The following is a 26,834-nucleotide window of genomic DNA, read 5'->3' on the forward strand; positions in this document are numbered from 1 at the left end:
TCAGGACCGCAGCAACGCTTCCACAAACAGCGCCTTGGTTTCCGGCGTCTCGCGAATGGTCAGGGCCGCCATGGCGGCTTCGACCGCATCGTCGCGGTACCGCCCGGCGAGCAGCGTGCGAACCAGTCCTCTATGCGCATCGAGAGAATCCGGCCGCAGCGCCAATGCCCGCTCGAACGCCGGCTGCGCATCGGTGGTGCGCCCGAGCCCAAGCAGAGCCCAGCCCAGATTGACGTGAGCTTCAGCGAGGCTCGGCTTCAGCATCAGTGCCAGCTTGTGGCATTCGGCAGCGTCTTGCGGCTGGCCCATCGCCATCAGGGCAATGCCCAACCCGTTGTGGGCTTCGGCGAAAGCAGGCTGCAGATTTATCGCGCGCCGGTAATGGGCCACGGCGTTGTCGAAGTCGCCGCTTTGGGCAAGCACATTGGCGAGATTGGTGTGCAACTCGGCGGCATCGGGCCGCAAACGCAACGCTGCCTCGTAGTGCTGCGCCGCCTCGCGCAACTGGCCGGTCTCCTTGAGCACGTTGCCGATATTGGTGTAGGCTTCGGCATATTTCGGCTCAAGCCGCAAAGCTTCGGCGTAATGCGCGGCCGCTTCATGGAAACGTCCGCGCCATTGTTCGGCGAGGCCGAGATGGTAGTGCCATTCGGCGTTGTGCCCGTCCCTAGCGATCGCGCGTGTCAGCATCTCTGCCGCAAGATCGAGACGCCGGGTCTGCAATCCGATGATGCCGAGGTTGTAGAGAGCCTGACCGTGGTGCGGTCTGGTGCCGAGGATGTTTCGATAGATGGCTTCAGCCGTTGCGAACTCACCGTTCTGATGGTGAGACAATGCCGCGCGAAGCATCGATTCCGCTGGCGAGTCGCCAGCAGCGGAGACGCTCCGACCGCCGGAGCGCCGCACGTTCTTGCCCATTCCAATTCCCAGCAGTTCAGCAAACGTTTTTATTTTGGCCCGCAGGATTGGGAATAAGTCCGAACCTTGCGAGGCTGCGCTGAGATTGAATGGCCGGGCGGCGACGCGCTAGCAGGCGGGTGGGATGACTGCCCCGCGTCGAAGGCATGATGCGCGGTTGAACTGTCGTAAAGGTGTTACGTCACCGTTCCAGGCAATGGACACAAGCGATTCTGCGGCTCGTCCCGATTGGAACGAGCGAAAAGCGCGGGCCGTCGTCGGCGGTCAATTTGTTTTGAACGTGTCGAGAGGTGCCGGTTTCAGACCCGGATGCTGGTCATGATGCCCTTCGGGAAGATTTCCTCGGGCTTGGCGCGGCGGTGCGCGATGCCCTGCTCAAAGGTGTAGCGCAGGAATTGCTCGAAGGTCGGCCGGTTCTCTTCGATGCCGAACGGGAAGGTGTCGTTGCCGAACCGGTCTGCCGTCTTGCGCATATAGGTCGGCAGCGAAGCCACCGGGTAGCGCGACACCGCCGGGTCCATCAGCCGCTCGATGCTGCGATTCTTCGAGAGCAGGAACGCGTTGAAGAGATTGCGCGCCACCCACGGGTTCGCATCGAGCACATGCTTTTGCAGCGCGATGATGTGCATGATCGGCCACACTTTGGTGGCTGCGTAATACTTGTCTTCCATCTCGGTGAAATCGGGGAACAGCCGGACGATGTCCGGATGGCCCTGCCGGAAGCAGTCCGGCGGCCGCGCGATCAGCGCGCAGTCGATCTCGCCCGAGGCCAACATCTCGCTCAAGGACTTGTCCTTGACGCGGGTGAGCTTGACGCCCTTGGGCAGGCTCAATTCGACCTTCTCGATCCGGCCGGCCTCGTTGGCGCCGGCCTGATACCAATGCACGTCCTTCAACGCCACACCGTGCTCGTCGTTGAGCCAGCCGCGCATGTAGACCGCCGCGGTGTGCGCCCACTCGGGCGAGCCGATGGTCTTGCCCTTGAGGTCCTTCGCGGTCCTGATCTTGCTCTTCTTGTTGACGTAGAAGGACGAGAAGCGGAACAGCCGCGAGCACACCACCGGCAGCCCGATGATGTCGGAGTCCTTCCGCGTCACCTGGGCGGTGAACTTGGCGAACGACAATTCGGCGGCGTCCCATTCACGGTCGAACGTGAAGCGCGCGAAGATCTCGTGATGGCCGAGCATCGACCAGATGGTTTCGATGCCTTCGGCCTGCACGGTGCCGAGACGGAAATCGCGGAAATGGTCGTAGTCAGTGGTCGCCAGCGAAAGCTTGAGCTTGGCCATCATGCCCCCCGGCAAATGATGTTGATGTGGTTGGTGGAGATGTCGATGGGATCAGAAGCCGCCGGTTCGTCCGCCGCCGAAGAAGCCGCCGAATGGGCCGCGTCCTCCGTCCGGTTCATATTGTTGCTGCGGGAAAGCGCCGCGAGGCGGACGCCGGCCGAAACCTGAATCGGATTCGCGGGCCCGGTATGACGGCTGCGATTGGCTTTCGAAGCGGCGCGAGAAGAACGGCGGAAAAAAGAAGCCGCCGCCGCCGGAACTGCTGCTGCGGCCGTCGTCGTAGTCGTCGTCGCTGCCCACGGAATAATCGTGGTTGCGCGACACCAGGCGGTATTGCGACTCGTCAAGCCGCCCGCTCTCGTCCAGCCGGAAGTATTCCATGAACGCCGAGCGGCTGCGGGTTTCGATCCGCGCACCCGAGTGCAGATCGATCGGCAGCGCGATCAGGCGGCGATCAGCCTCCGGTGACGGGCCAGGCAGCGGCTGCTGCGGCGCATAGTCGGCCCAGACCGACTTCATGATCGATTGGAAGATCGGCAACGCGACCCGCGAACCTTGCTGGCCTTGGCCAAGAGTCCTCTTGCCCTTGGCGTTGTCATAACCGACCCAGACGCCGATCGTGACATCCTTGCTGAAGCCCATGAACCAGGCATCGTTGAAGTCGTCGCTGGTGCCGGTCTTGCCGCCGACAAAGCTGGACAGCGAACTCATGCGCGCGGCGGTGCCGCGGGCGACGACGCCTTGCAGCAGCGTGCGAAGCTGGAACACCGCCGCGGGATCGACCGGAAGCGGTTTCAGCGACTCGTCGGCCTTGTAGAGCACCTTGCCGTCGAGCGAGATCTGCTCGATCACATGCGGGGTCGGCCGCTTGCCCTCGTTGGCGATGGCGCCATAGAAGCCCGCAAGATCGATCGGCCGCACCGGCTGGGCGCCGAGCACGAACGGATAGAATCGCACGCATTGCGGATAGATCTGCGCCTTCACGGCAAGCGCGCAGATCGTGTCGAGGCTTTCCTGGGGCGTGTCGCCAATGCCACCGTCAAGCAGGCGCGCGGTGACGAGATTTTTCGACTGCTCCAGCCCCCGGCGCAATGTCGTGGTGCCCGAACCGCCGCCCTCGTAGTTGCGCGGCGACCAGTAGTCGGTGGAGCGGGTGTAGCGGTTGACGCCATTGATCGGCGGATAGGTGATCGACGCATCCAGAACCAGCGTGTTCGGCTGCAGGCCGTGTGCCAGTGCCGCGAGATAGGTCAAAGGCTTGAGCGACGAGCCGGGCTGACGGCGTGACTGTGTCACGCGGTTGAGCTGGCTCATCGGATAGGAGAAGCCGCCGACCATCGCCAGGATGCGGCCGGTCTTGTTCTCCATCACCAGCGTCATGCCCTGCACATGGGGCCGCACGCGAAGCTCGACGCGGACTCCCACGTTGGATTTCTGGTTGTTCAGATTGGCGTTCGTGTTCTCGATGACTTTGACATAAAGCACATCGAACAGGTTGATACGCGAACGCGTTCGCGCGCCCCATGTCGACAGCGGCAAGATACGGCCGTCCGGCAGGCCGACCCGGATCGACTCGCCGCGCCGCTCGACCACCACGGCTGGCGTCCAGTGCACGTCGTAGAGCGGCAACCGCACCTGATCGAGTGCGACCTGCCAGCTCGGCTTGTCCTGGTTGGCCTTGCGGTCGAGGTCGAGCTTCTTGATCGCATCGCCGACGTTGGCTTCCGCGCCCCGGAATTCGACGCGGCCGGCGCCTTGTTCATATTGCGCAAGCCCTTCCTGAAGCGCGGCTTCTGCGGCGCGCTGGATTGCCGGCTGGATGGTGGACTTCACTTGGTAGGAATTGCCGGTCAGCCGGCTGATGTTGGCAACGCTCCGTGCCTCGCGTCCGATCTCGTCGACCAGATGGAAACCGGTGTCGCGGCGCACCCGGTTGACCGGAACGAACGTGAGCTTCGTCGCTTCCGCCTCGCTGTACTGATCGGCGTTGATGACGCCGTCGTCCTTCAGGCGGCTCAGCACATAGGCGAGGCGCTCCTGGGCGCGGCCGTAATACTTGTCCGGATTGAAATAGGCCGGGCCTTTGGTGAGGCCCGCGAGGAATGCCGCCTCGGTGGTGTTCACGTCCTTCACCGGCTTGCCGAAGTAGGCGCGGGAGGCGAGGTCGACGCCCCAGGCCGAGCGGCCGAGATAGATCGAGTTCAGATAGATCTCGAGGATTTCCTGCTTGCTCAGCACCTTCTCCAGGCGGGTGGCGACCAGCACCTCGCGGATCTTGCGCTCGAAGGTGACGCTGTCGCCGACGAGAAGGTTCTTCGCGACCTGCTGAGTGATGGTCGAGCCGCCCTGGCGCTTGTCGCCGCCCAGGGTGTTCATGAAGGCGCGCGTGACGCTGCGGATATCGACACCGGGATGCTCGTAGAAGCGCTTGTCCTCGGCCGCGATGAACGCCTTCTGCACGATCTCGGGGATTTGCGAGAGCGGCACCCATTGCCGGCGGCCGTCGGGCTCGAACAGCTCGGCGAACTTGGCGCCGGAGCCGTCGTAGACCGTGGTCATTTCGGGAAGCTTCAGACCCTTGAGGCGGTTGTGGTCAGGCAGGTCGGCGGCGGCGCGGTTGTAGAACTCGATCACCTCGCCGATGTCGACGACCTCTTTGTCGATCTTCTCGTGTTTGCAGAACTGCTTGTAGGCGAGAAACAGGTCGTTGAAGTTGATGCCCTTGAAGCCGGCGACTTCGCCAGCCGTGGCCTGCTTGTCGGTCATCACCGTCTCGATCAATCCGTCGAGATCGATGTTCTCGATATTGAAGGCCTTCCGCATGCTGTCGCAGCCGTCCCCCAGGATCTTGAGGACTTGAGCCTTGTCTTGGACGGGATCGAATTGGGTTTTGACCGTATCCGGCCGGGTCATGACCAGGCTCAGCGCCAGGGCCGTGGCAAACACCTTAACGAGAATGGCTTCCATGTATCAGCATGCTCTGGGAGGGCTCCGCAGCGTGTTAATTATACAAGAAGGCCATTTGACGGTTATGGTTTCCTGACCGCTGCTGGAAAATATTTCGTGACCTGTGCGGCTGCCAACTGCCGTTGGCGAAATCGTGCGGCGAGAACCACGGAATTTACCTTGCATCGTCAATGCGTTAAAGCGTTAATGCCGCAATCAGAGAAGCCCGGGAGGTAACGATGGCTGGCAACGGTTTGAGCGAGCGACTGCAGACGCCGATTTCGACTGCAGAACTCGAGCGCCGCTGGGGTCTGACCCGCGCGGCGATGAAGCGCGAAGGCATCGACGTTCTGCTGATGCAGAACAACAACGATCACATGGGCGGCTACGTCAAATGGTTCACCGACATGCCGGCGACCAACGGCTATCCGCAAACGGTCGTCTTCCCGGCTGACGACGAGATGACGGTGGTTTGCCAGGGCCCGTTCAACGGCGATGGCCGGCCGCCGGGCGACACCTGGCGCGGCGTGAAGCGGATGCTGACCACGCCGAGCTACGAGTCGGCGCATTATACCCAGAGTTACGACCCGGAACTCGCCGCCAAGGCGCTGCAGCCTTACGCGCGCGCCACCATCGGCTTTGTCGGCATCTATCAGATGTCGTTCGCCATGGGCGACTTCATCATGAAGAAGTTCTCGTCGGCGCGTTATGCCGACGCGAGCGAAATGGTCGATCGCATCAAAGTGATCAAGAGCGCCGAGGAACTCGAGCTCGTTCGTCGCGCCGCGATCATGCAGGACGGCGCCATGAAGGCGGCCTTCGCGGCGATCAAGCCCGGCATGCGTGACACGGAGGTCGCCGCCGTCGCGGTGCATTACAGCCAGGTCCACGGCAGCGAGAACGGCATCTATCTCTGCGCTTCGGCACCGCCCGGCACGGCGGCCAAGTTCGGTCAGCGCCACGTGCAGAACCGCACCATCAAGAAGGGCGACGCTTTTGCGCTGCTGGTCGAGGATTCCGGCCCCGGCGGCATGTACACCGAGCTTGGCCGGAGCTGCGTGCTCGGCAAGGTGCCGCAGCAGATGAAAGATGAGCTCGAGATGGTGAAGGAGGGGCGCAAGCTCACCCTCGACATGCTCGTGCCCGGCACGCCCTGCAAGGACATCTGGGAGGCGTTTAACGCCTTCATGCGCAAGCACGGCCGGCCCGAAGAGGCTCGGCTTTATTGCCACGGCCAGGGCTACGACCTGGTCGAACGGCCGCTCATCCGAAACGACGAGCCCTGGACCATCCAGAAAGACATGAACATCGTCGTGCACCCCACCTACGCTCACGGCGGCTATCTCAACTGGCTGTGCGATAACTACATCATCGGTGGCAACGGGCCGGGCGACCGCATCCATCAGTTCCCGGAAGAGATCATCGAGATCGACGTCTGATTTTTGCCGATATCTCGACACGGCTGCGACATTCCGCCGCCAGCGATGGTTGCAAATCGGGCGCCCAGTTCAGCGAATGCGTGCCCGTTTTTCTGCTGAGGGTCGCAACCTGAATTTATTTTAATTATTTCCCCGCCGGCTTCTCTGGTACCCAAATTTGATGAGCGGTGTTGAGCGCTACGGCTCTTGCACCGCTTCGCGCTGTGTTTCGCGTCGAGACAATGGCGTGTGGGGCGAAGGCGCAAGAACAACAACATCGCACCGGAGAGGTCCGGGCGGGAGGTAGCGTTTTGGCCTTAGAACGCGTACGGCGCGAAGCGAGTTTCTTTGCGCATATGTTCAAGCACCGCCGTGATTTCTGCGCGGGCGGCCTCATGATTTTGTTCGGCCTTATCCCTGCGGTGAACGGCCCGAACTATCACATCGGAACACTGACGCGCATGGGCCCAGGCTTCATGCCGACCGTGCTGGGCGTCATTCTCATTATCCTTGGCGTGATGATCGCGGCCACCGCAACCGTCGAAGCGGCGGTGGAAGGCGAGACGCACGGCGAGGCCAGCGACGACAACCTGTTGCCTCCGCATCCGCAGTGGCTCGCCTGGCTCTGTATCCTGTCAGGGCCGTTCCTGTTCATTGTGTTCGGCACCATCGGTGGTATGGCACCGGGGACCTTCGCCTGCGTCTTTGTTTCCGGGTTGGGCGACAAAGACATGAACTGGAAAAGGGCGCTCATCCTCGCCTCGGTGGTGACGATATTCGGCGTCGCCCTGTTCCACTATCTGCTTCAGATTCCGATGCCGGTCCTCGAGTGGAAGTCGCCACTCCAAGTGTGGTGGCGTTAAATGGAAACCGCTCTCACTGATCTCTGGTACGGGTTTACGGTCGCGATTGAGCCGCACAACCTGATGTACTGCTTCCTCGGCGTGCTGATCGGCAACATGGTCGGCGTGTTGCCGGGCATGGGCCCGCTCGCGACCATCTCGATCCTGTTGCCGCTGACCTTCGGCATCAAGCCGGTTGGCGCCATCCTGATGCTGTCTGGCATCTTCTACGGCTCGCAGTATGGCGGCGCGATCTGCTCCATTCTGCTCAACCTGCCGTGTCATCCGCCGCATGCCGTGACATGTCTCGATGGCTTCCCGATGACGAAGCAGGGGCGCGGCGGTGTCGCGCTCGGCATCACGGTGATCGGGTCGTTCATCGGCGCATCCTGGGGCATCACCGAGATGATGTTCCTTGCGCCGCTTCTGGTCACCGTGGCCTTGAAGTTTGGCCCGGCCGAAGTGTGCTCGCTGATGCTTCTGGGTCTGCTGGCCGGCTCAACGCTCGCACGTGGTTCGCCTCTCAAGGGTGTCGCCATGACGGTGCTCGGACTGGTCTTCGGTCTGGTCGGCTCCGATCTTGAGACGGGCGCCGAACGTCTGACCTTCGGCTTTACCGAGTTGTCCGACGGCATCGAGCTTGTGGCGCTCGCGCTCGGCCTGTTCGGCATCGCCGAGTTCATGAACAGCGTCAATCAGGCGAGCGCGATCAACACCACTTATTCCAACGTCAAGCTCAAGGACATGCGGCCGAGCTGGGCCGAGTTCAAATGGGCGTTCCCGGCCATGATCCGTGGCACCATCGTCGGCAGCCTTTGCTCTCTGATCCCGGGCACCGGTCCGACGATTGCGTCCTTCGTGGCTTACGCGACCGAAAAGAAGGTCGCGAAAAATCCGCAGGACTTCGGCAAGGGCGAGATCCGCGGTGTGGCCGCACCTGAGGCCTCGACGCACTCCTCGGTGCAGGGCGACTTTATTCCCACCATGAGCCTTGGCATCCCGGGCGATGCCGTAATGGCGCTGCTGCTCGGCGCGCTGATGATCCAAGGCATCGTGCCCGGCCCGCAGCTCATCAAAGAGCATCCGGATATCTTCTGGGGCCTGATCGCGAGCTTCTGGATCGGCAACATCCTTCTCGTGCTGCTCAACGTGCCGTTGATCAGCATCTGGGTGAAGATGCTGATGATCCCATACAAGTATCTCTATCCGAGCGCGCTGTTCTTCGTCTGTATCGGTGTCTATGCCGCGAACAACGACTTCTTCCAGGTCGGCGAGGTCATCGTGATCGGCATCCTCGGCTATGTGCTGATGCGGCTCGGCTTCCAGCCGGCGCCGATCCTGCTGGGCTTCGTGCTTGGTCCGAGATTTGAGGAGAACTTCCGGCGCGCCATGCTGATCTCGCGCGGCGACCTGATGACCTTCATCGAGAAGCCGATCAGCGCGTTCTTCCTGGCGCTGTGCGTGATCCTGATCGGCGCGCAGATCTTCTTCCGGTTGCGCGGGTCTAAAAAGGACACGGCCGCTGCCGAGGCCGTGGTCGATCAGTCACTGTCGTCGCCCCAGCTCCAGCGGGTCAACGCCAAGTAGTCTGCGGTCACGCGTCACCATCATCGCCATGGCGATGATGGTGATTGCCGTCGCCGTGGTGATGCCGGCGCGGACCGGATCCATGGTGGTGATGATGGCCGTGGCCGTGGCCGTGCCCTTCGTGCCTGGCCTGCTGCTGTTGCTGCTCTTGCATCTGCCGGTGATGCGGCGAACGCTTGTAGTGCTGGCGTAAGAGATCGAAGCCGTAATCGTTGCCGTTCGGCGTGCGCACGATGGTGTGGACGTGGAATTTGGCCGGCTCCGCATTGGTCAAGAACACGCCGGCGTGGTGGTCGAACTCGATGAAGGTCACTGGGCTTTGCACCCGGTAATAGAACGGGCTCTCTTCGCTGAAGCCGCCGATCCAGCAGAAGTGCGTGTCGTCGAGATGCCGCTCCACCTCGGCGAGGCGCGCCCGCCGCGGGCCGTCGGGCAGCGACATCAGGTATTTGTCGACGAGGTCCATCAGGTCGCGCTTCTGCAACGCGGTGAGTTCGCTGCCCTTGAGCCCCTCATAGGGCACGATGCGATTGTCCTGGAACGCGCCGCCGAGATGCAGGTTGTCGGCGAAGTGCCGCCGGCCCTCGGGCAGATCGCCGCCCATCATCGAATGCGCGACGATGGCGCGCTTCTGCTGATCGGCCGAGAGCGAGCGCATCAGGCTGAGGCCTGCGCGTTCCTCGTCCTGGAAGATGCGAATGCCCTTGAACGGTCCGTGGTCGGCGTAAGACGGCTCGGCGCCCCAGAACGCCGGCGTCAACACCATCTGCCGGCCGAGCACGAAGCAGTTCAGCACCAGATGGTGGCCGAACAGCTGCCAGCCCCAAGGCTCGGCCATCGAAGGCGTGCCGAACAGGCAGAAGATGTAGCTCCATTCGCCCATCACCGCAGGCCCGCCGACGAGATCGCCGAGGAAGCGGTTGAGCTTCATCACGTCGCGCGACAGCTCGTAGCCGTGCTGGCTCATGCTGGCGCGAAGCACCGCCATGACGGCGTCGCGCAACGGCTCGTTCAGCTCGTCGAGGCGAAGCCCATAATCCTCGACATAGAGCTCGGTGTTCTGCCAGTGTCGCCATTGCGGTGAATCGACCGGGAAGCATGACGCTTTCTTCTGCTCGGGCGACAGGCGCGCGAGCAGCGCGTTGACGGCTCCGATCATCGCTTCGACCGGTGCGCCTTCCGGCGCAACCGCGAACAGCCCGGGAATGGCTTGCCCCGCCGTGGTGATCCCCCGGAACGGCTCGTTGAACATCTCCTGCCATTTGCCGAACAGTCCCTGCGCGCGCGGATTCTTCATGCGCGTTTGAGCATGCTCGCGTGCGGTCGGGCCCGCGATCTTGGATTCGTGGGGCTTGGGCACAAACGGATGGTAGTCGTCGGCGCTCATGTTCGATTCACTCCCGGCATGACGCTACCGCACGTGGCGGAGGCCGCCCAGCCCCACTAACATGCAGGGCGCAGGGTTTCGGCAGGAAAGGAACGTCGTCATGGCGAAGCGGATCGCCGCCGACCGATGTTGCGGCGCCATCATCGACGTGCAGGAATTCTTCCTGATGCAGCTCGAAGCGCGGCAGCGCAGCGCAATCGAGGCCAACACGGTGAATCTCGTCCGGCTGCTCGGCTATTTCCGGATTCCGATGATCGCCACTTTGGAACGGCCGCTTGAGATGAAAGGCTCGTTGCCGGAGCCGGTCGAGGAAACCCTTCGGGATATGCCGTCCAGCCTTGCCGCGCGCTTCGAGAAGGATTTCTTCGATCTCACCAAGGAGCCGAAGATCAAAAGTCATCTCGCCAAGCTCAAGAAGAAGCAGGCGATCGTTGCGGGCTGCGAGACCGACGTCTGCGTCCTGCAATCCTGCCTCGGCCTGATCGGTCTCGGCTATGAGGTCTTCGCGGTCGAGGAAACGCTGTTCTCCTCGGCGCGCGATGTCGAGGCCGCCAAGACGCGGCTGCGCGCCGAGGGCGTGGTGTTCCTGTCCTACAAGACGCTGTATTTCGAGCTGCTCGAAGCGGTCGGCGCGAGCCGCCACGCCGACAAGATCATCAAGGCCTTCGGGCCGTTCCCGGACGACCTGCCGGAAGCAGCGGTCGACTGACTATCCCGGTTTCATGCCCGTCGCTTTGATCACCTTCGCCCAGCGCGCGACGTCGTCGGAGACGAACTTCGCGAAATCCGCCGGCGACATCGGCGGCAGCGGGTCGGCGCCGAGATCGCCCAGGCGCTTCTTGATGGTGTCGTCGCTGAGCGAAGCCGTGATCTGCTTGTTGAGCAGAGCCACGATTTCGGCAGGCGTCCCGCGCGGCGCGCCGATGCCGACCCACGCGCTGGCCTCGTAGCCCTTCACGGTTTCGGCGATCGGCGGCACATCCGGCAGCGCTGCAATGCGCGTCGGCGTCGACACGCCGAGCGCGCGCAGCTTGCCGTTCTTGATCTGCGGCACGGAGGTCGGCGTGACGTCGAACATGACCTGCACCTGGCCTCCGAGCAGGTCGGTCACGGCAGGTGTCGACCCGCGATAGGGCACGTGCACCATGTCAACGCCGGCGAGGTACTTGAACATCTCGCCGGCGGCATGCTGCGGTCCGCCGATGCCGGCCGAGGCCATGTTGACCTTGCCGGGATTGGCTTTGGCATAAGCGATGAACTCGGCCACGGTCTTGGCCGGGAATGACGGATTGACCTCCATCACCAGCGTGACGCGGTCGACGCCTGCGACGGGAACGATGTCGCGTTGGAAGTCGAAGCTGGGCTTCTCGTAGAGCGTGGCGTTGATGGTGTTCTGCGCATTCAGCAGCAGCAACGTGTAGCCGTCACCGGGCGCGTGAGCGACGAAGTCGGTCGCGATATTGCCGGTGGCGCCTGGCCGCACCTCGACGATGAATTGTCCGTTGAGCTTTTCGGACAGCCATTGGCCTATCAACCGCGCCGTGATGTCGGATGAACTGCCGGCCGCCTGGCCGACGATGATCCGCACCGGGTGGTTGGGATAGCCACCCTGCGCGCGGGCCACGTAAGGCGCAGCGGGCACGAGTGCTGCCGACGAAGCCAGTTGCAGGAACCTGCGGCGCGTTGATTTCATCACAATCCTCCTCGGGTTTCGGCCGTCCGTCGTTCGTTGCGGACGTGTCCGGATAACACTTCTATCGCATGCTTATTCCGCGGCGACCGCGACGCTTTCGCGCAGGCCCGGCATCACGTGGCGCTGGAACAGTTCGAGCGAGCGGAGCGATTCGGCAAGCGATAGATCGCCGAACGCGAAGCGGCAGACCAGATAATTCGCGCCGGACTCGGCCAATTGCGCGCGCAGCAATTCCAGCGCCTTGGCCGGTGTGCCGACGATGGCGCGGCCATCGGCGATCTGGCCGTCGATCTCCGGCGGGTAGTTCACATTGGTCGGCGGAATGCCGTGCTTGTGCCACAGCGCCATGAAGCTCGACCACCAGCGCTTGTAAGCGCGGCGGCCGATCTCCAGCGCTTTGTCCTCGGTCTCAGCCAGAACCATATAGCGGTTCATGCCGAACTTCGGCGCTTCGGTGCCGGGCTTGGCCTGATACGCCGCGCTGTAGCGCGCGACCTTGGCCTTCACCAGCCCGGCCGTGGAATTGCTGATGATGTTCATGCCGGCCTTGGCAGCGCGCTCGGCGCTGTCCGGATTGACCACGCCATACCACAGCGGCGGATGCGGCTTGCGGTAGGGCTCGAGCTCCATCGGCACATTCTTGAAGCGGAAGAACTCGCCCCCGAAATCGACGGTCTTCTGCGTGAGCGCCTGCTTGATGATCGCGAAAGATTCGCCGAACATCTTGTCGGCGTTCTTGTAGTCGATGCCGTAGTAGCCCACTTCAATGGGCGAGATGCCCTTGCCGATGCCGAGCAGGAAGCGGCCTCGGCTCATCTGGTCGAGCATGCAGATTTCTTCCGCAAGCCGCAGCGGATGGTAGAGCGCAAGCGTATAGACCAGCGGGCCGAAGTTGAGCCGCTTGGTGCGTTGGGCGATGGCCGCGAGATAGACGCTGGGCGAGGGGGCCATGCCGAGCGGCGTCGAATGATGCTCGGCGCAGTGATAGCCGTAGATGCCGGCGCGGTCGTAGGCCTCGATCAGTTTCAGCCGGTCTTCGTAGAAGTCCTGCAGCGGCAGGTCGTGCCGGTCGACGTGGTCGAAAATTCCGAACTCCAAGGCCATCCATTCCGCTCCCGGCATTTTGCCGGGGGCACTCTAGCGGCCTCGTGCACCGCTGTCATTCCGGGCTGTATCAGCCCCGGCCCCGGAAAATCTCCCGCGCCAGCACCATGCGCATCACCTCGACCGGGCCCTCGGTGATCATGAAGCTGCGTGCATCGCGCCACATCTTGGAGATCGGCATCTCGGTCGCAAGCCCCATACCGCCGTGGATCTGCATGCAGCGGTCGGCGACGCGGAAGCCCAGCTCGGTGCCGGCGATCTTCGCCATGTAGCTTTCGTGCCGCGCCGCGACGCCTGCGTCGGTGCGCGCCGCGAGCTGATAGACCATCAGCTGTGTCATATGATGCTCGGTGTAGCTGTCGGCGATCATGAACTGCACGGCCTGCCGCTCGGCGAGCGGCGCGCCGAACGTCACGCGCTGCTGCGCGTAGCTGATCATCAGCTCGAGCGCACGCTGCGCCACGCCGAGCCCGCGGCAGGCCTGATAAAGCCTGCCGGCCGTGATCCACTTCTGCGCCGACTTCATGCCGTCGCCTTCGGCGCCGATCATGTTCTCGACCGGCACCTTCACGTCGTCGAGCGCGAGCTCGCAGGGCTCGTCTCCCATCATGGTCGGCGTCTTGCGGACGATCTGGAAACCGGGCGCGTCGGCGTCGACCAGAAACATCGACAGCCCGCCGCGGCTGCCTTTGCTGCGATCGGTCGCGGCGACGAGTTGGAAAAAATCCGCGCTGGCCGCGCCGGTGATCCAGCGCTTGTAACCGTTGATGACGTAGTGGTCGCCCTTGCGCACCGCGGTGGTGCGCATCGCACCGGGGTCGGAGCCAGCATCGGGCTCCGACTGCGCGAAGGCGGTCTTCTTCTCACCGCGCAGCACCGGGAACAGATACTTCTCCTTCTGCGCGTCATTCAGCGTGAACAGCACGTGCCGGATATCGGGGCCGAACACGCTTGGCCCGCGCGGCGGCATTGCGATGGTGCGAGCGATCTCCTCCCAGACCACGACCATGCCGAGGAGATCGAGGCCCTGGCCACCATGCTCCTGCGGCACGTCGAGATGCCACAGCCCGAGCTTCTTGGCCTTCTCTTCGAGCGGCGCGCGGATCTCCGGCCGCATGTCGGCGCCGGCCATCGACGTCATCTCGATCGGGATCAGCTCGCGATCGACAAAGTTGCGCACGGTTTCTTTGAGAAGGCGCAGCTCCTCGGGCAGTTCGATATGCATCTCACGCGTCTCCTCGCGACGTTGCGGCATGTTGTACCAGCAATCCGGACGTGTCACGGTGCCGCCGCCGGTGATACCGCGGATCGATTGGAGAGCTCTTGATATGCGTGGCCTGATTGCGTCGCTTGTTGCCGGCGTATTTGCTTTGCTGTCCGCTCCGCAAGTTCACGCGCAGGACTGGCCGGCCAAGCCGATTTCCATCGTGGTGCCGTTCGGTGCCGGTGGCTCTGCCGATCTGCTAGCGCGAATCCTCGCCACGCACATGCAAGCGAAGCTCGGCCAGAGCGTCGTCGTCGACAATCGCCCCGGCGCAGGCGGCAGCATTGGCACCGGCTACGTCGTGAAGGCCGCGCCGGATGGCTATACGCTGCTGCTTGGCACGGTCAGCTCGATCGCGGTCAACGCGGCGCTCTATCCGAAGCTTCCGTTCGATGTCGACAAGGACCTTCAGCCGGTCACGCAGCTTGTGAGCTTCCCCAATCTGCTGATCGTCAATCCCAAGCTGCCGGTCAAGAACGTGCAGGAGCTGATCGACTACCTGAAAAAGAACGAAGGCAAGGTGAACTACGCTTCGTCCGGCGTGGGCACTTCGGGGCATCTCTCGGTGGTGATGTTCGAGCAGGCGATCGGCACGAGCATGGTTCATATCCCGTACAAATCGACCGGCGACGTGGTCAACAGCATGCTGAGCGGCAGCGTCGATCTCGCAATCGACAGCATGACCACGGTGTGGCCGCACGCAAAGCAGGGAACGGTGCGCGCGCTCGGCGTGACGACGCCGCAGCGGAACGCCTCGGCGCCGGACGTACCGGCCATCGCCGAGACGGTTAAGGGTTTCGAGGCCACCGCCTGGCAGGGTCTGTTCGCACCGGCCGGCACCCCGAAGCCGATTGTCGACAAGGTTGCCGCCGAAGCGCGCCGCATCTGGGCGCTGCCTGATGTTCAGGAGCAGCTCAAGAATGCCGGCGCCGACTCGGCGCTGTCCGAAAGCCCGGAGGCGTTCGCCGCCTTCACCCGCGCCGAGCGCGTGAAGTGGGGCGAGGTCGTCAAGGCATCCGGGGTCAAGATCCAGTAGAGCGGCGGCGCCGGGCGTTCCGCCAATCCGAAAAGCGATGGAATCCGGCCGCGGCGTTTCCTGAAGCGGAACGCCGGCGCTGAACGCACTTGTCCCGGCCGTGCACGCCGCTACTGTCGCGCGGGCGATCACGTCGATATCAGCTTTGCCGGAACCAAAACAAAATGGACCACGCGCGCACCTCGAACCGTCCCATCGGCAGCCCCGTCGAACGGCTTGAGGACCTGCGATTCCTGCGCGGGCGCGGTCAGTATGTCGACGACGTGCCGAGCGAAGGCGCGCTGCACGCGGTGATCTTGCGAAGCTCGGTGGCGCACGGCCGTATCAGATCAATCGATGCATCGGCTGCGTTGCGGCTGCGCGGCGTCCATGCCGTCATCACGGCCAATGACATTGGCGACGTTCCGGTCATCACCATGCGGCAGGAGCTGCTGCCTGAGTTCAAGCCGTTCCAGCAGCCGGTCATTGCCAAAGACAAAGTCCGCTACGTCGGCGAGCCGATCGCCGTGGTGGTCGCCGACAACGCGCGCATCGCCGAGGACGCGCTCGAGCTGATCGAGGTCGACATCGAATCCCTCCAGCCGGTCTCGGGCCGCGCCGTGGCGCGTGAGGGTAAAAGCCTCCTGTTCGAGGAGAGTGGCCGCAATCACGTCATCACGCTGTCGGCCACCAAAGGCGATGCCGAAGCCGCGTTTCGCGACGCACCCTATACCCGGCGCGAACGCTTCGAGGTGCAGCGCTTCACCGCGATGACCATGGAAACCCGTGGGCTCCTCGCCGAATGGGACGACGCCAAGGGCCATCTGACGGTCTCGGGCGTGACCAAGGTGCCGTTCCACAACCGCACCATCCTCGCCAGGCAAATGGGGATGCCCGAGGACGCGATCACCATGATCGAGCCCGATGTTGGTGGCGGCTTCGGTGTGCGCGGCGAGTTCTATCCCGAAGACTTCCTGATCCCGTTTGCGGCGTACAGACTCAAGCGCGTGGTGAAATGGGTGGAGGACCGCCGCGAGCATTTCATCGCAAGCAATCATGCCCGCGACGGCGAATGTGAGCTCGAAATCGCCTGCGAACGCGACGGCACCATCCGTGGACTGCGAGGCCTCGGCGCCGTCGATCTCGGCGCTTACATCCGCACGAATGGCGTCACCGCGCCGCGCAACACCGCGCAGGTCCTGACCGGTCCCTATCGTGTGCCGAACGTGCACTTCGACATTGATCTCCTCCTCACCAACAAGACGCCTTCGGGCACTTACCGTGGCCCCGGCCGCTTCGAGGCGGATTTCTACCGCGAACGGCTGTTCGACATGGCGGCGAATGACCTGGGCATCGACCGTGTCGAATTCCGCCGGCGCAACCTTGTCGGCGAGCACGAGATGCCATGGCCCATGCCGGTGGTGAAACCGCTCGACATGGGCAGCGAGACCGACTCGGGCGACTACCGCATGACGCTCGACCGCTGCATCAAGGACTTCGGCTGGGACGAAAAGTCGAAGCTGCAAGGCAAGCTCATCGATGGTCGCCGCCATGGCATCGCGGTCGGCTGTTATCTCGAGGGCGGCGGCTCCGGTCCGCGCGAGAACGTGCGCATGGTGCTGGAGCGCGACGGCTCAATCTCGCTCTATGTCGGTTCGTCGTCGGTCGGGCAGGGTGTCGAGACTGTGTTCGCACAGATCGCTGCCGACGCGCTCGATATGCCGATGGAGCGGATCAATCGCGTGCAGCACGGCTCCACGATCTATGTGAAGCGAGGTTATGGCTCTTATTCTTCACGTTCCATCGTGATGGGCGGCTCGGCCATCGTGCAGGCGTCAGGCTTTCTCAAGGACGCGATCCGTGCCGCGGCGGCCAAGCGCCTTGGCTGCGAGCCGGGCGAGGTGACGATCGATGGCCACAATGCAGTGGGGCCGAACCGTGCTTCCGTGCCGCTCGCGACGCTCGCCGAGGACGGCATCACCTCCGAAGGCACCTACGCCAGCAGCAAGCGCACCTACAGCTATGGCGCTCACGCGGCCCACGTGGCCGTCGATCCCGGCACCGGCCATGTCGCGCTGATCGACTACATGGCGGTCGAGGACGTCGGCCGCATCATCAATCCGTTGACGCTGCACGGCCAGACTGTCGGCGCGATCGTGCAGGGACTCGGCGGCGCGCTCTTGGAAAATCTGGTCTATGACGCCGACGCCCAATTCCTGGCGGGGTCTTTCGCCGACTATCTTTTGCCGACGGCCAGCGATTTCCCGGTGATCCGCGCCCACGCTATGGAGGAAAAGGTCGCACCGCACAATCCGCTCGGCGCCAAGGGCGCGGGTGAGGGCGGCATCATTCCGGTCGGCGGCGTGATCGCCAATGCGGTGGCCAATGCGCTGGGCGTCGAGCCGTGTGTGCTGCCGCTGTCGCCGCCGCGGGTCTGGGAACTGGTGCAGGAGGCCCGCACCAAACGGTGACGTCGGGGTGCCGCCATGGCATGCTGGCGGCATGAACGTCGCCGCCCGTCCCACTGACACTCGCAACGCCGAAACCCTGATCGAGCGGGCGCGCTCGCTCGTGCCGGCCTTGCGCCAGCGCTCTGCGCAGACTCAAGGCTTGCGCAAGCTGCCCGACGAGACCGTCGCGGACTACAAGCGGCTCGAATTGTTGCGCTGCCTGCAGCCCGCGATGTTCGGCGGCTACGGCTCGGATTATCGGGTGTTCTCCAAGATGGTGCGCGCGCTGGCCCACGGCTGCGGCTCGTCGGCTTGGGTTGCCTGTGTTCATGGCGAGCATAGCTGGGTGATCGGCAACTTCTCGAAAGAGGCCCAGCAAAGCGTCTGGGACAAGAATCCGTTCGCCGTGGCGTCGGCGAGCGTCGCGCCGAACGGCACCGTTGAGCCGGTCAGCGGCGGTTATCGGCTGAATGGCCGTTGGGGCTTTGCCAGCGGCTGCGATCATGCGCAATGGATCTTGCTCGGTGCGATGAGCAAGGCCGGCGGCAAGCCTGACCCGGTGATGTGCCTCCTGCCGATGAGCGATGTCGAGGTGATCGACGACTGGCACGTGATCGGGCTCGCTGGCACTGGCAGCAAATCGATCGCCGTGAAGGACGTCTTCGTGCCCGAGACACATGTCGTCAGGATGCACGACCTCAAGCGCGGCACCGCGCCGGGCGCGGCGGTTCATCCCAACAATCCGATGTTTCGCGCGCCGCGCAACATGCTCGCGGTGTTTTCGCTGAGCTCCGTGGTGGTCGGCCTTGCCGAGCGCGCGGTGGCCGAACTCGTCGACCACACCCGCGAACGCCGCTCGCGCGGCTTGCGCGTTGCCGATTTCGAGTCGCAGCAGCTCATGGTCGCCGAAGCTGCGGCCCAGGCCGAGACCGCGGCGCTTGTCGGCGAACAAACCATCGAGCGCAACCTGCGACTTCTCGAAGAGCGAACCGAGCTCACGCCGGAACACGTGGCCTGGGCGCGCCGCAACTCGTCCTATTCGGCGCAGCTCGCCCTCTCGGCCGTCAAGCTGATCCTCGAGGCGGCCGGCGGCACCGCGCTCTACCTGAACAATCCGCTGCAGGAAATCTTCCGCGACGCGACCGCGGGCGCTTCGCATCTGTCGCTGACCTGGCATCGCTCGGCGGCGTTTTATGGGCAGAGCCGTCTGGGCCTGCCTGTCGATTTCGACGCGCTCTGACGGCGGGACCGAGACTGCCGCATGAGCTGGCTTGCCTTCGCGCTATGCGGTCCGATCCTCTGGGCGATCTCGACGCATTTGGACAAGTACCTGGTCGAGCGTTATTTCAAAGACGCCGACGTCGCGGTGCTGATGCTGTTCACCGCGCTGATGGGACTCGCGCTGATGCCGATCATTGCGGCGTTCGATCCGGCGGTGTTCCAGCGCAGCCTTCAAAGCACGCTGCTGATGACCCTGTCGGGCTTTCTCTACATGCTCGGCATGACGTTCTATCTGCGCGCTCTGCAAGGCAATGATGCCGCGGTGGTCGCGCCGTTCTTTCAGGCCTCGCCGCTGTTCGGCTACGCGCTGGCCTACCTGGTGCTCGGCGAGACGCTGTCGCTCAAACAGATATTCGGCGTCGCGCTGATTCTTGGTGGTGTGCTGTCGGTCTCGATTGCCGGAGGGAAAGCGCGGCGTCACTTCCGATGGAAGCTCGCGGCGCTGATGCTCACCTGCGGTTTCATCATGTCGCTCTCGACGCTGATCTTCAAAGCTTTCGCCGTCAAGGACGAGTTCTGGGCGACGACATTCTGGATGTTTGCAGGCGAGGCGGTCTACGGCGTGTTGTTTCTCTGCATTCCGTTCTACCGCGCACAATTCAAGCAGCTGCTGCGCAGCAACGGCGGCGCGCTGCTTGCGATCAATGCGTCGAACGAGCTGATCAACCTCGGCGGCGGGCTTTCCAGCCGTTATGCGCTGATCTTTGCACCGCTGCCGATCGTCCAGGCGATCGGCTCGACCACGACATTGTTCGTGTTCCTGATCGGCGTGCTGCTGACGACCCTGTTTCCCGCCGTCAGCCGCGAAAACCTGTCCACGCGAGAATGCGTATCGAAGGGGCTCGCGGCCGTGCTGGTCGCGGCCGGCATCACGCTGGTGAGCCGCTGATCATGCAGATTCGCCCGGCGACGCCGAAAGACCATCCCGCGATCTGGCGGATCATCGAGCCGGTGATCCGCGCCGGCGAGACCTACACGCTGCCGCGCGACATGAGCGAGGCCGATGCGATGGCCTATTGGACCGGACCGGATCGCGAGACATTCGTCGCCGAAGAGAACGGACAGATCATCGGCACCCACTATCTGCGCGCCAATCAGCAGGGCGGCGGCCGTCATGTCTGCAATTGCGGCTACATGACCGCCGCCGGCTCCACGGGAAAAGGCGTGGCGCGGCAGATGTGCGAGCATTCGCTCGATCACGCGCGCGGGCGCGGCTTCAAGGCGATGCAGTTCAACTTCGTGGTCTCGACTAACGAGCGCGCCGTGCGGCTGTGGGAGAGCCTCGGCTTCGACATCGTCGGCCGCCTGCCGCGGGCGTTCGAGCACCCGCGGCTTGGCTTGGTCGATGCGCTGGTGATGTTCCGGGCGCTTTAGAACGCTTCCCGCCTGAACTGAGGGGACGCCCATGCAACTAGCAAGCTGTCACCCGCGGGCTTGACCCGCGGGTCCATGACCAAGGTTCAACAACAGAAGTCTTACGTAAGGCTGCTCGACCTGCACGCGCTCATGGATTGCCGGGTCGCGGCGCTTACGCGCCGGCCCGGCAATGACACCGCCGTCGTGGCCCGTGACGCATGTTAGCTGAGAACTGATTTAGATTTTCGACAGCTCGTAGGTCGGCTTGGCGAACATCTCCTCGAACGCCACCTGTCGCACTGAAAGGCCCTGCTCGAACGAGTAGCGCGCCAGTGTTTCGAGCGGCAGCTGGTTTTCATGAGCGCCATAAGGCCAATAATCCTCGCCCATCACCTTGCGGGCATGATCGTAGGCAGCGATCGGCCACGGCAAGGTCGCATGCAGATGGCCGATCTGGCCGAGCTCGTGCATGCACAACGCCTTGGCCTTGAGGTACGCCTTGAAGATGTTCACCGCGACCCACGGGTGCTTCTCGACGATGGATTTGCGGATGCCGATCGCATGCATGATTGGAAACAACTTGGTCTTCGAGAAGTAGGCCTCCTCGACGGCCGGATAGTCCGGGAACAGCCGGCCGACATTCGGCGCGCCCTGCAGGAAACAAGACGGCGCGCGCGCGCTGAGCAGGCCGTCGATCTCTCCCTTGGCCAGCATGTCGGAGATCGTTCGGTCAGCCGGAACGGCCTTGATGTCGATGTCCGGCGGCAACGTGATCTTGGCGCGCTCCTCGCGGCCCGGTTCTTCAAGCCCGCCGCGGCGCCATTTGATGTCGCTGGGCTTCACGCCGTATTCCTCTTGCAGGATGCCACGCACCCAGACGTTTGCGGTCATCTGGTACTCGGGCAGGCCCATCGTTTTGCCCTTGAGATCGGCCGGAGTTTTGATGCGGTCGGTGCGGACGTAAATGCTGGAATGCCGGAACAACCGCGACACGAAGGCCGGGATCGCGACGTAATGGTTATCGCCGCGTGACAGCGTCACGAGGTAGCTGCTCATCGACATTTCGGTGACGTCGAATTCCTGGAATTTGAAGGCGCGGTGAAACGACTCCTCCGGCTCCAGCGCCACTGCGGTCACGTCACAGCCTTCGATCGGCGCACGGCCATCGAACAATGCCGCAGTGCGGTCGTAGTTGCAGACGGACATACTCAATTCGACGGCCATTTCTTCTTCTCCAGACAGGCGGTAGGGGACGCGCGGCACCATACCGCAAACGCATGTCCCTTTGCGTTGACCCGATTGGGCGGGGTGATAGTAGACTGTGATCCTTCTAAGGAAAGTGCCGTCAACACAATGCCAAAGCTCGAAGCCCAGCCATGAAACTTCCGCCCTTCGAGTACGCTTGCCCGACCACCGTGAACGAGGCCGTGGCGCTGCTTGCCTCCCATCAAGGGGAGGCCAAGGCTCTGGCCGGCGGCCAAAGCCTGATGCCGATGATGGCGTTCCGCGTGGCGCAACCCACGCTGCTGGTCGACCTCCGCAAGCTCTCCGACCTGCGCGGCATCAGGATCGGCGCCGACGGCGTTCGCCTCGGCGCGCTGGTGCGCTGGCGCGACATCCTCGACGACAAGCGGCTGGAAACCGCACACCCGCTGCTCAAGGCCGCGATCTCGCACGTGGCGCACTATCAGATCCGCAATCGCGGCACCGTCGGCGGCAGCATCGCGCATGCCGATCCTGCGGCCGAGATGCCCGGCATCTGCCAGACCTGCGACGCCGTGATCTCGGTGATGGGCAAGGCCGGCGCGCGTCAGATCAAGGCCAAGGATTTCTTTCAGGGTGCGCTGACCACGGCGCTCGAGTCGGACGAGATCATCACCGAAATTCATCTGCCGGCGTGGCCGGCGACGCGGCGTTACGACTTCCAGGAGTTCGCGCGCCGCCGCGGCGACTTCGCGATGTCCGGCATCGCGCTGTACTACGACATCGAAGGCGGCAAGGCCGCAAACGCCCATATCGGTGTGATCGGTGTCGGCGATCACGCGCGGCGGCTCGGCAAGGCCGAGGCCGTGGTGAACGGCAACGCGGTCAACGAAGCCCTCGCCGTGAAGGCCGGCGAGGCGGCGTCCGCCGAAGTCGAGCCGCAAGATGACATTCACGCCAGCGCCGCCTACCGGCGGTCGCTGACCGGAACACTGGTCGAGCGTGCGCTGCTCGCCGCCATGGCGAGGTGAGCACGATGGCCACGACGTTCGAAGTCAACGGCAAGCAGGTGACGGTCGATGTCGAGCCGCGCATGACGCTCGCCGATTGCCTGCGTCACGAGTTGCGGCTCACCGGAACTCACATCGGTTGCGAGCATGGCGTCTGCGGCGCTTGCACGGTGCTGGTCAACGGCGAGGCGGTGCGCTCGTGCCTCACGCTTGCGGTGCAAGCGGAAGGCTCGCAGGTCACGACGGTCGAAGGCCTGTCGAACGACGCCGACCTCACGCCGCTGCAGAAGTCGTTCCGCAAGCATCATGCGCTGCAGTGCGGCTTCTGCACGCCGGGCTTCATCACCACGGCGCATGCACTGCTGACCGAGGAGCCCGATTGCGACGCCGACCGCGTGCGCGAGGTGCTGTCGGGCAACATCTGCCGCTGCACCGGCTACATCGGCATCGTCGAGGCTGTGCTCGACGCGCGGCAAGCCTACAAGAAATAGCGCCATGAAGAACACGTTCATCGGCACACCGATGGAGCGCCGCGAGGATCTGCGGTTTCTCCGCGGCCGCGGCGAATATGTCGACGACGTCGCCATGCCGGGCCTGCTCTATGCGGTGATCCTGCGCAGCTCCATCGCGCATGGGCGGCTGGTCTCAATCGACGCCTCGGCTGCACTGAAGCGCCCCGGCGTGTACGCGGTGATCACCGGGCGCGATATGCCGCCCGCGCCGCCGATCGTGCCGATGCGGCTGCAGCCGCTGCCGGAGTTCAAGCCGTTCGAGCAGCCAGTGATCGCCCACGACAAGGTGCGCTACGTCGGCGAGCCGATCGCAATGGTGCTCGCCGAGAGCGTCGCGATCGGCGAAGATGCGCTCGACGCCATCGATGTGACGATCGACGAACTGCCCGCGGTCGCGGATTGGACCGTGGCGGCGGAAAATAAGAGCGTTCTGTTCGAGAAGCCTGGAACCAACCGTTCGCTGGTGTTCGAATCGCGCAAGGGCGACGCCGACGCGGCCTTTGCCAAGGCGCCGTACGTGCGGCGCGAGCGGCTGCGCACCGGCCGCCACTACGGTCTCACCATGGAGCCGCGCGGCGTGCTCGCGACGTGGGACGATGCCAACGGCAAGCTCACGGTCTATGGCGCAGCAAAAGTGCCGTTCTTCAACCGGCGCATCCTTGCGGCACAGATCAATCTGCCGGTCGAGCAGATCGAGATGATCGAGAACGACGTCGGCGGCGGCTACGGCGCGCGCGGCGAGTTCTATCCGGAGGATTTCCTGATCCCGTTCGCGGCTCGTCACGTCAAACGGCCGGTGAAGTGGATCGAGGATCGCCGCGAAAACCTGATGGCGATGAATCACGCCCGCGAAGAAGAGGCGATCCTCGAAGTCGCCTGCGAGCGCGACGGCACGTTGATCGCCATCCGCGGCGAGGTGCACACCGATATGGGCGCCTACATGCGCACCAACGGCGCAGTCGGTGCGCGCAATGTCTGCCAGTTCCTGCCGGGCCCTTATCGCATTCCGCATGTGAAGATCGATTCGTGCCTCTGGATGACCAACAAGACGCCGGTCGGCACCTATCGTGGGCCGGGGCGCTTCGAGGCGAACTTCTTCCTCGAGCGCATGATCGACATGATGGCCGAAGAACTCGGCATCGATCGCGTCGAATTCCGCCGCAAGAACTTGATCACCGCGAAGGAGCAGCCCTATCCGGTCGCGACCGTGCAGCCAACCAATGCGGTCGATGCCTACGACAGCGGCGACTATCCCACGACGCTGGAGCGTGCGCTCAAAGAGGCGAACTGGTCCGAGATTTCGAAGCTGCAAGGCAAGCTGATCGACGGCAAGTATCACGGCTTGGGCGTTGTCTGCTTTGTCGAAGGCGGCGCGGCCGGCCCGAAAGAGACCGCTCGGATCGAGGCCAACGACGACGACACGTTCTCGGTCTTTCTCGGCACCACGTCGGTCGGGCAGGGCGTCGAGACCGTGTTCGCGCAGATCGCCGCCGACGCGCTCGAAGTGCCGATCGAGCGCATCCGCCACGTCTATCACGGCTCGACGGCCTATGTGAGCGACGGCTACGGCGCTTATCACTCGCGCTCGACCGTCATGGGTGGCTCGGCGGTGCTCGATGCCACCAACAATTTCATGGCGGTGCTGCGCCAGGCCGCCGGCAAGAAGCTCGGCTGCGCCGAATCTAATGTCACCTTCGACGTCGACAAAGTGGTCGGCGGCGACGGCCGCTCGCTGCCGCTGAAGGCCTTCGCCGGCCTCACGGCCGAAGGCGAATTCAAGAACCACAAGCACACCTACAGCTACGGCGCGCACATCGCGCATATCACCGTCGATGCGCGGATCGGCCGCATCGAGATCGTCGACTATGTCGTCGTGCAGGACGTCGGCCGCGCCGTGAACCCGCTGACTCTGAAGGGCCAGGTGATCGGCTCGCTGGTGCAGGGACTTGGCGGCGCGGTGCTGGAGGACCTGAAATATGACGAGAACGGCCAGCTTCTCACCGGCTCGCTCGCCGATTATCTCCTGCCGACCGCAACCGATTTTCCCAACCTCCGCTGTTTTGTGACAGACGATCATCCGTCGCCGATCAATCCGCTCGGCGCCAAGGGCGCGGGCGAAGGAGGCATCATCGCGGCCGGCGGCTGCATGGCCAACGCCGTGGCCAACGCCTTGCAATCGTTCGGCGTGCAGCCGCGGCAACTGCCGCTGTCGCCGACCTATATCTGGGATTTGGTGCAGGCCGGCCAGCGCAAAGCCGCCGAATAAGTGCCGTGCGCGAGGCGCAGCCGCCTTTCATTGACGGCGCGCCAAGCGCGGGCCTAGAGTCCCCGCAACATTCCCTATTGGACAGGAGCATCCCATGAGCGTCGCCCGTCATTCGCGTTCGAAGGAACTGGAAGGCGTTCCGCTCGAAGAGATCATGAAGAAGTACGTCGGCCGCTTCCGTGAGAAGAAGGGCGACTGGGCGGCGTTCGAGGACGCCAAGATCGAAGGCTTCAAGCGCGCACAGCACCGCTTCATCGGCGCCGGCGGCTCAGGCAAGCACGGCGATTCGAGCGCGATCCCGCCCGGCAATTTCACGCTGTCGATCATGTATGTGCCGGTCGGCCAGGGTAACGCCGCGCACACCCATGAAGTCGAGGAATGCTTCTTCGTGCTGCAAGGCTACGTCGATGTGTTCATCGAGGACGAGACCGGCAAGCGCCTCACCACGCGGCTCGGTCCGTGGGATTGCATTTCGTGCCCGGCCGGCGTGATCCACGGCTATCAGAACGACGGCCTCGAGCCGGTCTACATGCAAGTGATGCTCGGCCGCGGCAAGCCGGAAACCATGGGCTATGCCGACGAGGAGCTCTTCAAGCGCCGCGACGCGCACCTGAAGGCGGTCTGAGAGCCCACCTTCGGCTGATTTGGGGCCCTCGTACGCAACGCGTGCGAGGGCTCTTTCTTTTTCGGAAAGGCCTCTGTTGCGCGTCTGACATGCGTCAGGCTCATTCAGTTCGATCCGGCGATGCCCCATGCTGAGCTCCTTCTCAACTCAAGGGGGTTACCGATGTTCAAGACGATCGCAGGCTTGTCTTTCGCCGCACTGATGATGCTTCACGCCGCGCCGTCGCAGGCGCAGGAGGCGATGGAGAAGAAGTCCTACAACTACGCGGCCTGGACGCCGGGCATCTTTTCCGAAGCCGTCACCATCACCAACATGGGCAAGGGCAAGTTCATCTTCCTCGCCGGCGTCGGCGCCGAGGACGAGAACGGCCCGCGCGGCGCGATCCGCCACAAGGGCGACTTCCTCGCGCAATGCGCCTACGCCTACGACAAGATCAAGCGGGCGCTCGCGGCCAACGGTTCGAGCCTGAAGGACGCCGTGAAGATGACGGTCTACGTCACCGACATGCGCTCGCGGCTCGACTGGGCGAAATGCTCGCAGGAGGCGTTCGCCGGCGAGCGCGTGCCGGCGCAGACCCTGCTCGGCATCAGCTCGCTGGCGTTCCCCGAGATGATGGTCGAGATCGACGTCACCGCCGTCGCGCACGAGTAGTGGGGTCCGGCGCGCCA

The 26,834-nt window shown here is 63.7% G+C and carries 22 protein-coding genes; 14 read left to right on the plus strand and 8 right to left on the minus strand.

All coding sequences use genetic code 11. The features are described from left to right. The 3 genes from RHPLAN_RS05440 to RHPLAN_RS05450 form a co-directional block, all read right to left on the minus strand. Entirely contained in the window at positions 1–918 is a 918-nt protein-coding gene (locus RHPLAN_RS05440; protein ID WP_068014554.1) for a tetratricopeptide repeat protein, read from the minus strand. A gap of 299 nt (positions 919–1,217) precedes the next feature. After that, a complete protein-coding gene (locus tag RHPLAN_RS05445) occupies positions 1,218–2,207 on the minus strand; it encodes a substrate-binding domain-containing protein (RefSeq protein WP_068030636.1) in 990 nt (329 codons plus the stop codon). Between the two features lie 51 nt (positions 2,208–2,258). Continuing rightward, positions 2,259–5,174 carry a penicillin-binding protein 1A gene (locus tag RHPLAN_RS05450; RefSeq protein ID WP_068014556.1) on the minus strand — a complete coding sequence of 972 codons (2,916 nt, stop codon included), beginning with the start codon at positions 5,172–5,174 and terminating at the stop codon, positions 2,259–2,261. A gap of 218 nt (positions 5,175–5,392) precedes the next feature. Between RHPLAN_RS05450 and RHPLAN_RS05455 the strand changes: the two genes are divergently transcribed. The 3 genes from RHPLAN_RS05455 (at position 5,393) to RHPLAN_RS05465 (ending at position 9,000) form a co-directional block, all read left to right on the plus strand. Then, positions 5,393–6,592 (plus strand): M24 family metallopeptidase, encoded by a 1,200-nt coding sequence (locus RHPLAN_RS05455; protein ID WP_068014558.1) that lies wholly within the window; start codon positions 5,393–5,395, stop codon positions 6,590–6,592. A 170-nt stretch (positions 6,593–6,762) separates the two neighbouring features. Next, positions 6,763–7,434, plus strand: a complete 672-nt coding sequence (locus RHPLAN_RS05460) for a tripartite tricarboxylate transporter TctB family protein (protein ID WP_084244361.1) — start codon at positions 6,763–6,765, stop codon at positions 7,432–7,434. Further along, positions 7,435–9,000: a tripartite tricarboxylate transporter permease gene (locus tag RHPLAN_RS05465; RefSeq protein ID WP_084244363.1), complete on the plus strand. Its 1,566-nt coding sequence runs from the start codon at positions 7,435–7,437 to the stop codon at positions 8,998–9,000. Between the two features lie 7 nt (positions 9,001–9,007). On the opposite strand, the gene RHPLAN_RS05470 is transcribed toward RHPLAN_RS05465, so the two are convergent. After that, positions 9,008–10,387, minus strand: a complete 1,380-nt coding sequence (locus RHPLAN_RS05470) for a DUF3500 domain-containing protein (protein WP_068014562.1) — start codon at positions 10,385–10,387, stop codon at positions 9,008–9,010. 100 nt (positions 10,388–10,487) lie between these two features. Here RHPLAN_RS05470 and RHPLAN_RS05475 point away from each other — a divergent pair, with 100 nt between their 5' ends. Continuing rightward, entirely contained in the window at positions 10,488–11,096 is a 609-nt protein-coding gene (locus tag RHPLAN_RS05475) for an isochorismatase family protein (RefSeq protein ID WP_068014565.1), read from the plus strand. On the opposite strand, the gene RHPLAN_RS05480 is transcribed toward RHPLAN_RS05475, so the two are convergent. The 3 genes from RHPLAN_RS05480 to RHPLAN_RS05490 all read right to left on the minus strand — a co-directional run bounded on the left by RHPLAN_RS05480 (position 11,097) and on the right by RHPLAN_RS05490 (position 14,466). Then, positions 11,097–12,080 (minus strand): Bug family tripartite tricarboxylate transporter substrate binding protein, encoded by a 984-nt coding sequence (locus RHPLAN_RS05480; RefSeq protein ID WP_068014567.1) that lies wholly within the window; start codon positions 12,078–12,080, stop codon positions 11,097–11,099. A gap of 72 nt (positions 12,081–12,152) precedes the next feature. Further along, the gene (locus tag RHPLAN_RS05485; RefSeq protein ID WP_068014569.1) at positions 12,153–13,184 is read right to left on the minus strand and encodes an LLM class flavin-dependent oxidoreductase; all 1,032 of its coding nucleotides are present in this window, start codon (positions 13,182–13,184) and stop codon (positions 12,153–12,155) included. A gap of 70 nt (positions 13,185–13,254) precedes the next feature. Beyond that, positions 13,255–14,466, minus strand: a complete 1,212-nt coding sequence (locus tag RHPLAN_RS05490; RefSeq protein WP_198164729.1) for an acyl-CoA dehydrogenase family protein — start codon at positions 14,464–14,466, stop codon at positions 13,255–13,257. Between the two features lie 46 nt (positions 14,467–14,512). On the opposite strand from RHPLAN_RS05490, the gene RHPLAN_RS05495 reads away from it, so the two are divergent. From RHPLAN_RS05495 to RHPLAN_RS05515, 5 genes are all read left to right on the plus strand, one after another. Next, entirely contained in the window at positions 14,513–15,484 is a 972-nt protein-coding gene (locus RHPLAN_RS05495; RefSeq protein WP_068014571.1) for a Bug family tripartite tricarboxylate transporter substrate binding protein, read from the plus strand. A 164-nt stretch (positions 15,485–15,648) separates the two neighbouring features. Further along, positions 15,649–17,934 (plus strand): xanthine dehydrogenase family protein molybdopterin-binding subunit, encoded by a 2,286-nt coding sequence (locus RHPLAN_RS05500; RefSeq protein ID WP_068014573.1) that lies wholly within the window; start codon positions 15,649–15,651, stop codon positions 17,932–17,934. A gap of 31 nt (positions 17,935–17,965) precedes the next feature. Beyond that, positions 17,966–19,153, plus strand: a complete 1,188-nt coding sequence (locus RHPLAN_RS05505) for an acyl-CoA dehydrogenase family protein (RefSeq protein ID WP_068014575.1) — start codon at positions 17,966–17,968, stop codon at positions 19,151–19,153. 21 nt (positions 19,154–19,174) lie between these two features. Further along, positions 19,175–20,083, plus strand: coding sequence for an EamA family transporter (locus RHPLAN_RS05510; RefSeq protein WP_068014577.1), 909 nt, complete (start codon positions 19,175–19,177; stop codon positions 20,081–20,083). A 2-nt stretch (positions 20,084–20,085) separates the two neighbouring features. Beyond that, positions 20,086–20,568 (plus strand): GNAT family N-acetyltransferase, encoded by a 483-nt coding sequence (locus RHPLAN_RS05515; protein WP_068014579.1) that lies wholly within the window; start codon positions 20,086–20,088, stop codon positions 20,566–20,568. A 219-nt stretch (positions 20,569–20,787) separates the two neighbouring features. On the opposite strand, the gene RHPLAN_RS05520 is transcribed toward RHPLAN_RS05515, so the two are convergent. Next, a complete protein-coding gene (locus RHPLAN_RS05520) occupies positions 20,788–21,774 on the minus strand; it encodes a substrate-binding domain-containing protein (protein WP_068030644.1) in 987 nt (328 codons plus the stop codon). A gap of 152 nt (positions 21,775–21,926) precedes the next feature. Here RHPLAN_RS05520 and RHPLAN_RS05525 point away from each other — a divergent pair, with 152 nt between their 5' ends. The 5 genes from RHPLAN_RS05525 (at position 21,927) to RHPLAN_RS05545 (ending at position 26,817) form a co-directional block, all read left to right on the plus strand. Then, positions 21,927–22,784, plus strand: a complete 858-nt coding sequence (locus RHPLAN_RS05525; RefSeq protein WP_068014581.1) for an FAD binding domain-containing protein — start codon at positions 21,927–21,929, stop codon at positions 22,782–22,784. A 5-nt stretch (positions 22,785–22,789) separates the two neighbouring features. Beyond that, positions 22,790–23,254 carry a (2Fe-2S)-binding protein gene (locus tag RHPLAN_RS05530; RefSeq protein ID WP_068014583.1) on the plus strand — a complete coding sequence of 155 codons (465 nt, stop codon included), beginning with the start codon at positions 22,790–22,792 and terminating at the stop codon, positions 23,252–23,254. A gap of 4 nt (positions 23,255–23,258) precedes the next feature. Next, positions 23,259–25,541, plus strand: a complete 2,283-nt coding sequence (locus RHPLAN_RS05535; protein WP_068014584.1) for a xanthine dehydrogenase family protein molybdopterin-binding subunit — start codon at positions 23,259–23,261, stop codon at positions 25,539–25,541. 94 nt (positions 25,542–25,635) lie between these two features. Beyond that, positions 25,636–26,166: a cupin domain-containing protein gene (locus RHPLAN_RS05540; RefSeq protein WP_068014586.1), complete on the plus strand. Its 531-nt coding sequence runs from the start codon at positions 25,636–25,638 to the stop codon at positions 26,164–26,166. Positions 26,167–26,328: 162 nt separating this feature from the next. Then, positions 26,329–26,817, plus strand: a complete 489-nt coding sequence (locus RHPLAN_RS05545; protein WP_068014588.1) for a RidA family protein — start codon at positions 26,329–26,331, stop codon at positions 26,815–26,817. Positions 26,818–26,834 lie beyond the last annotated feature (17 nt).

Origin of the sequence: Rhodoplanes sp. Z2-YC6860 (genome assembly GCF_001579845.1) — a bacterium.
Taxonomy (GTDB): Bacteria; Pseudomonadota; Alphaproteobacteria; order Rhizobiales; family Xanthobacteraceae; genus Z2-YC6860.

What these genes read in the sequence shown, in the direction of transcription:
- RHPLAN_RS05440 (WP_068014554.1), bottom strand. Translation starts at nt 918, where the DNA reads ATGGGCAAGAACGTGCGGCGCTCCGGCGGTCGGAGCGTCTCCGCTGCT.
- RHPLAN_RS05445 (WP_068030636.1), bottom strand. Translation starts at nt 2,207, where the DNA reads ATGGCCAAGCTCAAGCTTTCGCTGGCGACCACTGACTACGACCATTTC.
- RHPLAN_RS05450 (WP_068014556.1), bottom strand. Translation starts at nt 5,174, where the DNA reads ATGGAAGCCATTCTCGTTAAGGTGTTTGCCACGGCCCTGGCGCTGAGC.
- RHPLAN_RS05455 (WP_068014558.1), top strand. Translation starts at nt 5,393, where the DNA reads ATGGCTGGCAACGGTTTGAGCGAGCGACTGCAGACGCCGATTTCGACT.
- RHPLAN_RS05465 (WP_084244363.1), top strand. Translation starts at nt 7,435, where the DNA reads ATGGAAACCGCTCTCACTGATCTCTGGTACGGGTTTACGGTCGCGATT.
- RHPLAN_RS05470 (WP_068014562.1), bottom strand. Translation starts at nt 10,387, where the DNA reads ATGAGCGCCGACGACTACCATCCGTTTGTGCCCAAGCCCCACGAATCC.
- RHPLAN_RS05475 (WP_068014565.1), top strand. Translation starts at nt 10,488, where the DNA reads ATGGCGAAGCGGATCGCCGCCGACCGATGTTGCGGCGCCATCATCGAC.
- RHPLAN_RS05480 (WP_068014567.1), bottom strand. Translation starts at nt 12,080, where the DNA reads ATGAAATCAACGCGCCGCAGGTTCCTGCAACTGGCTTCGTCGGCAGCA.
- RHPLAN_RS05485 (WP_068014569.1), bottom strand. Translation starts at nt 13,184, where the DNA reads ATGGCCTTGGAGTTCGGAATTTTCGACCACGTCGACCGGCACGACCTG.
- RHPLAN_RS05495 (WP_068014571.1), top strand. Translation starts at nt 14,513, where the DNA reads ATGCGTGGCCTGATTGCGTCGCTTGTTGCCGGCGTATTTGCTTTGCTG.
- RHPLAN_RS05500 (WP_068014573.1), top strand. Translation starts at nt 15,649, where the DNA reads ATGGACCACGCGCGCACCTCGAACCGTCCCATCGGCAGCCCCGTCGAA.
- RHPLAN_RS05505 (WP_068014575.1), top strand. Translation starts at nt 17,966, where the DNA reads ATGAACGTCGCCGCCCGTCCCACTGACACTCGCAACGCCGAAACCCTG.
- RHPLAN_RS05510 (WP_068014577.1), top strand. Translation starts at nt 19,175, where the DNA reads ATGAGCTGGCTTGCCTTCGCGCTATGCGGTCCGATCCTCTGGGCGATC.
- RHPLAN_RS05515 (WP_068014579.1), top strand. Translation starts at nt 20,086, where the DNA reads ATGCAGATTCGCCCGGCGACGCCGAAAGACCATCCCGCGATCTGGCGG.
- RHPLAN_RS05520 (WP_068030644.1), bottom strand. Translation starts at nt 21,774, where the DNA reads ATGGCCGTCGAATTGAGTATGTCCGTCTGCAACTACGACCGCACTGCG.
- RHPLAN_RS05525 (WP_068014581.1), top strand. Translation starts at nt 21,927, where the DNA reads ATGAAACTTCCGCCCTTCGAGTACGCTTGCCCGACCACCGTGAACGAG.
- RHPLAN_RS05530 (WP_068014583.1), top strand. Translation starts at nt 22,790, where the DNA reads ATGGCCACGACGTTCGAAGTCAACGGCAAGCAGGTGACGGTCGATGTC.
- RHPLAN_RS05535 (WP_068014584.1), top strand. Translation starts at nt 23,259, where the DNA reads ATGAAGAACACGTTCATCGGCACACCGATGGAGCGCCGCGAGGATCTG.
- RHPLAN_RS05540 (WP_068014586.1), top strand. Translation starts at nt 25,636, where the DNA reads ATGAGCGTCGCCCGTCATTCGCGTTCGAAGGAACTGGAAGGCGTTCCG.
- RHPLAN_RS05545 (WP_068014588.1), top strand. Translation starts at nt 26,329, where the DNA reads ATGTTCAAGACGATCGCAGGCTTGTCTTTCGCCGCACTGATGATGCTT.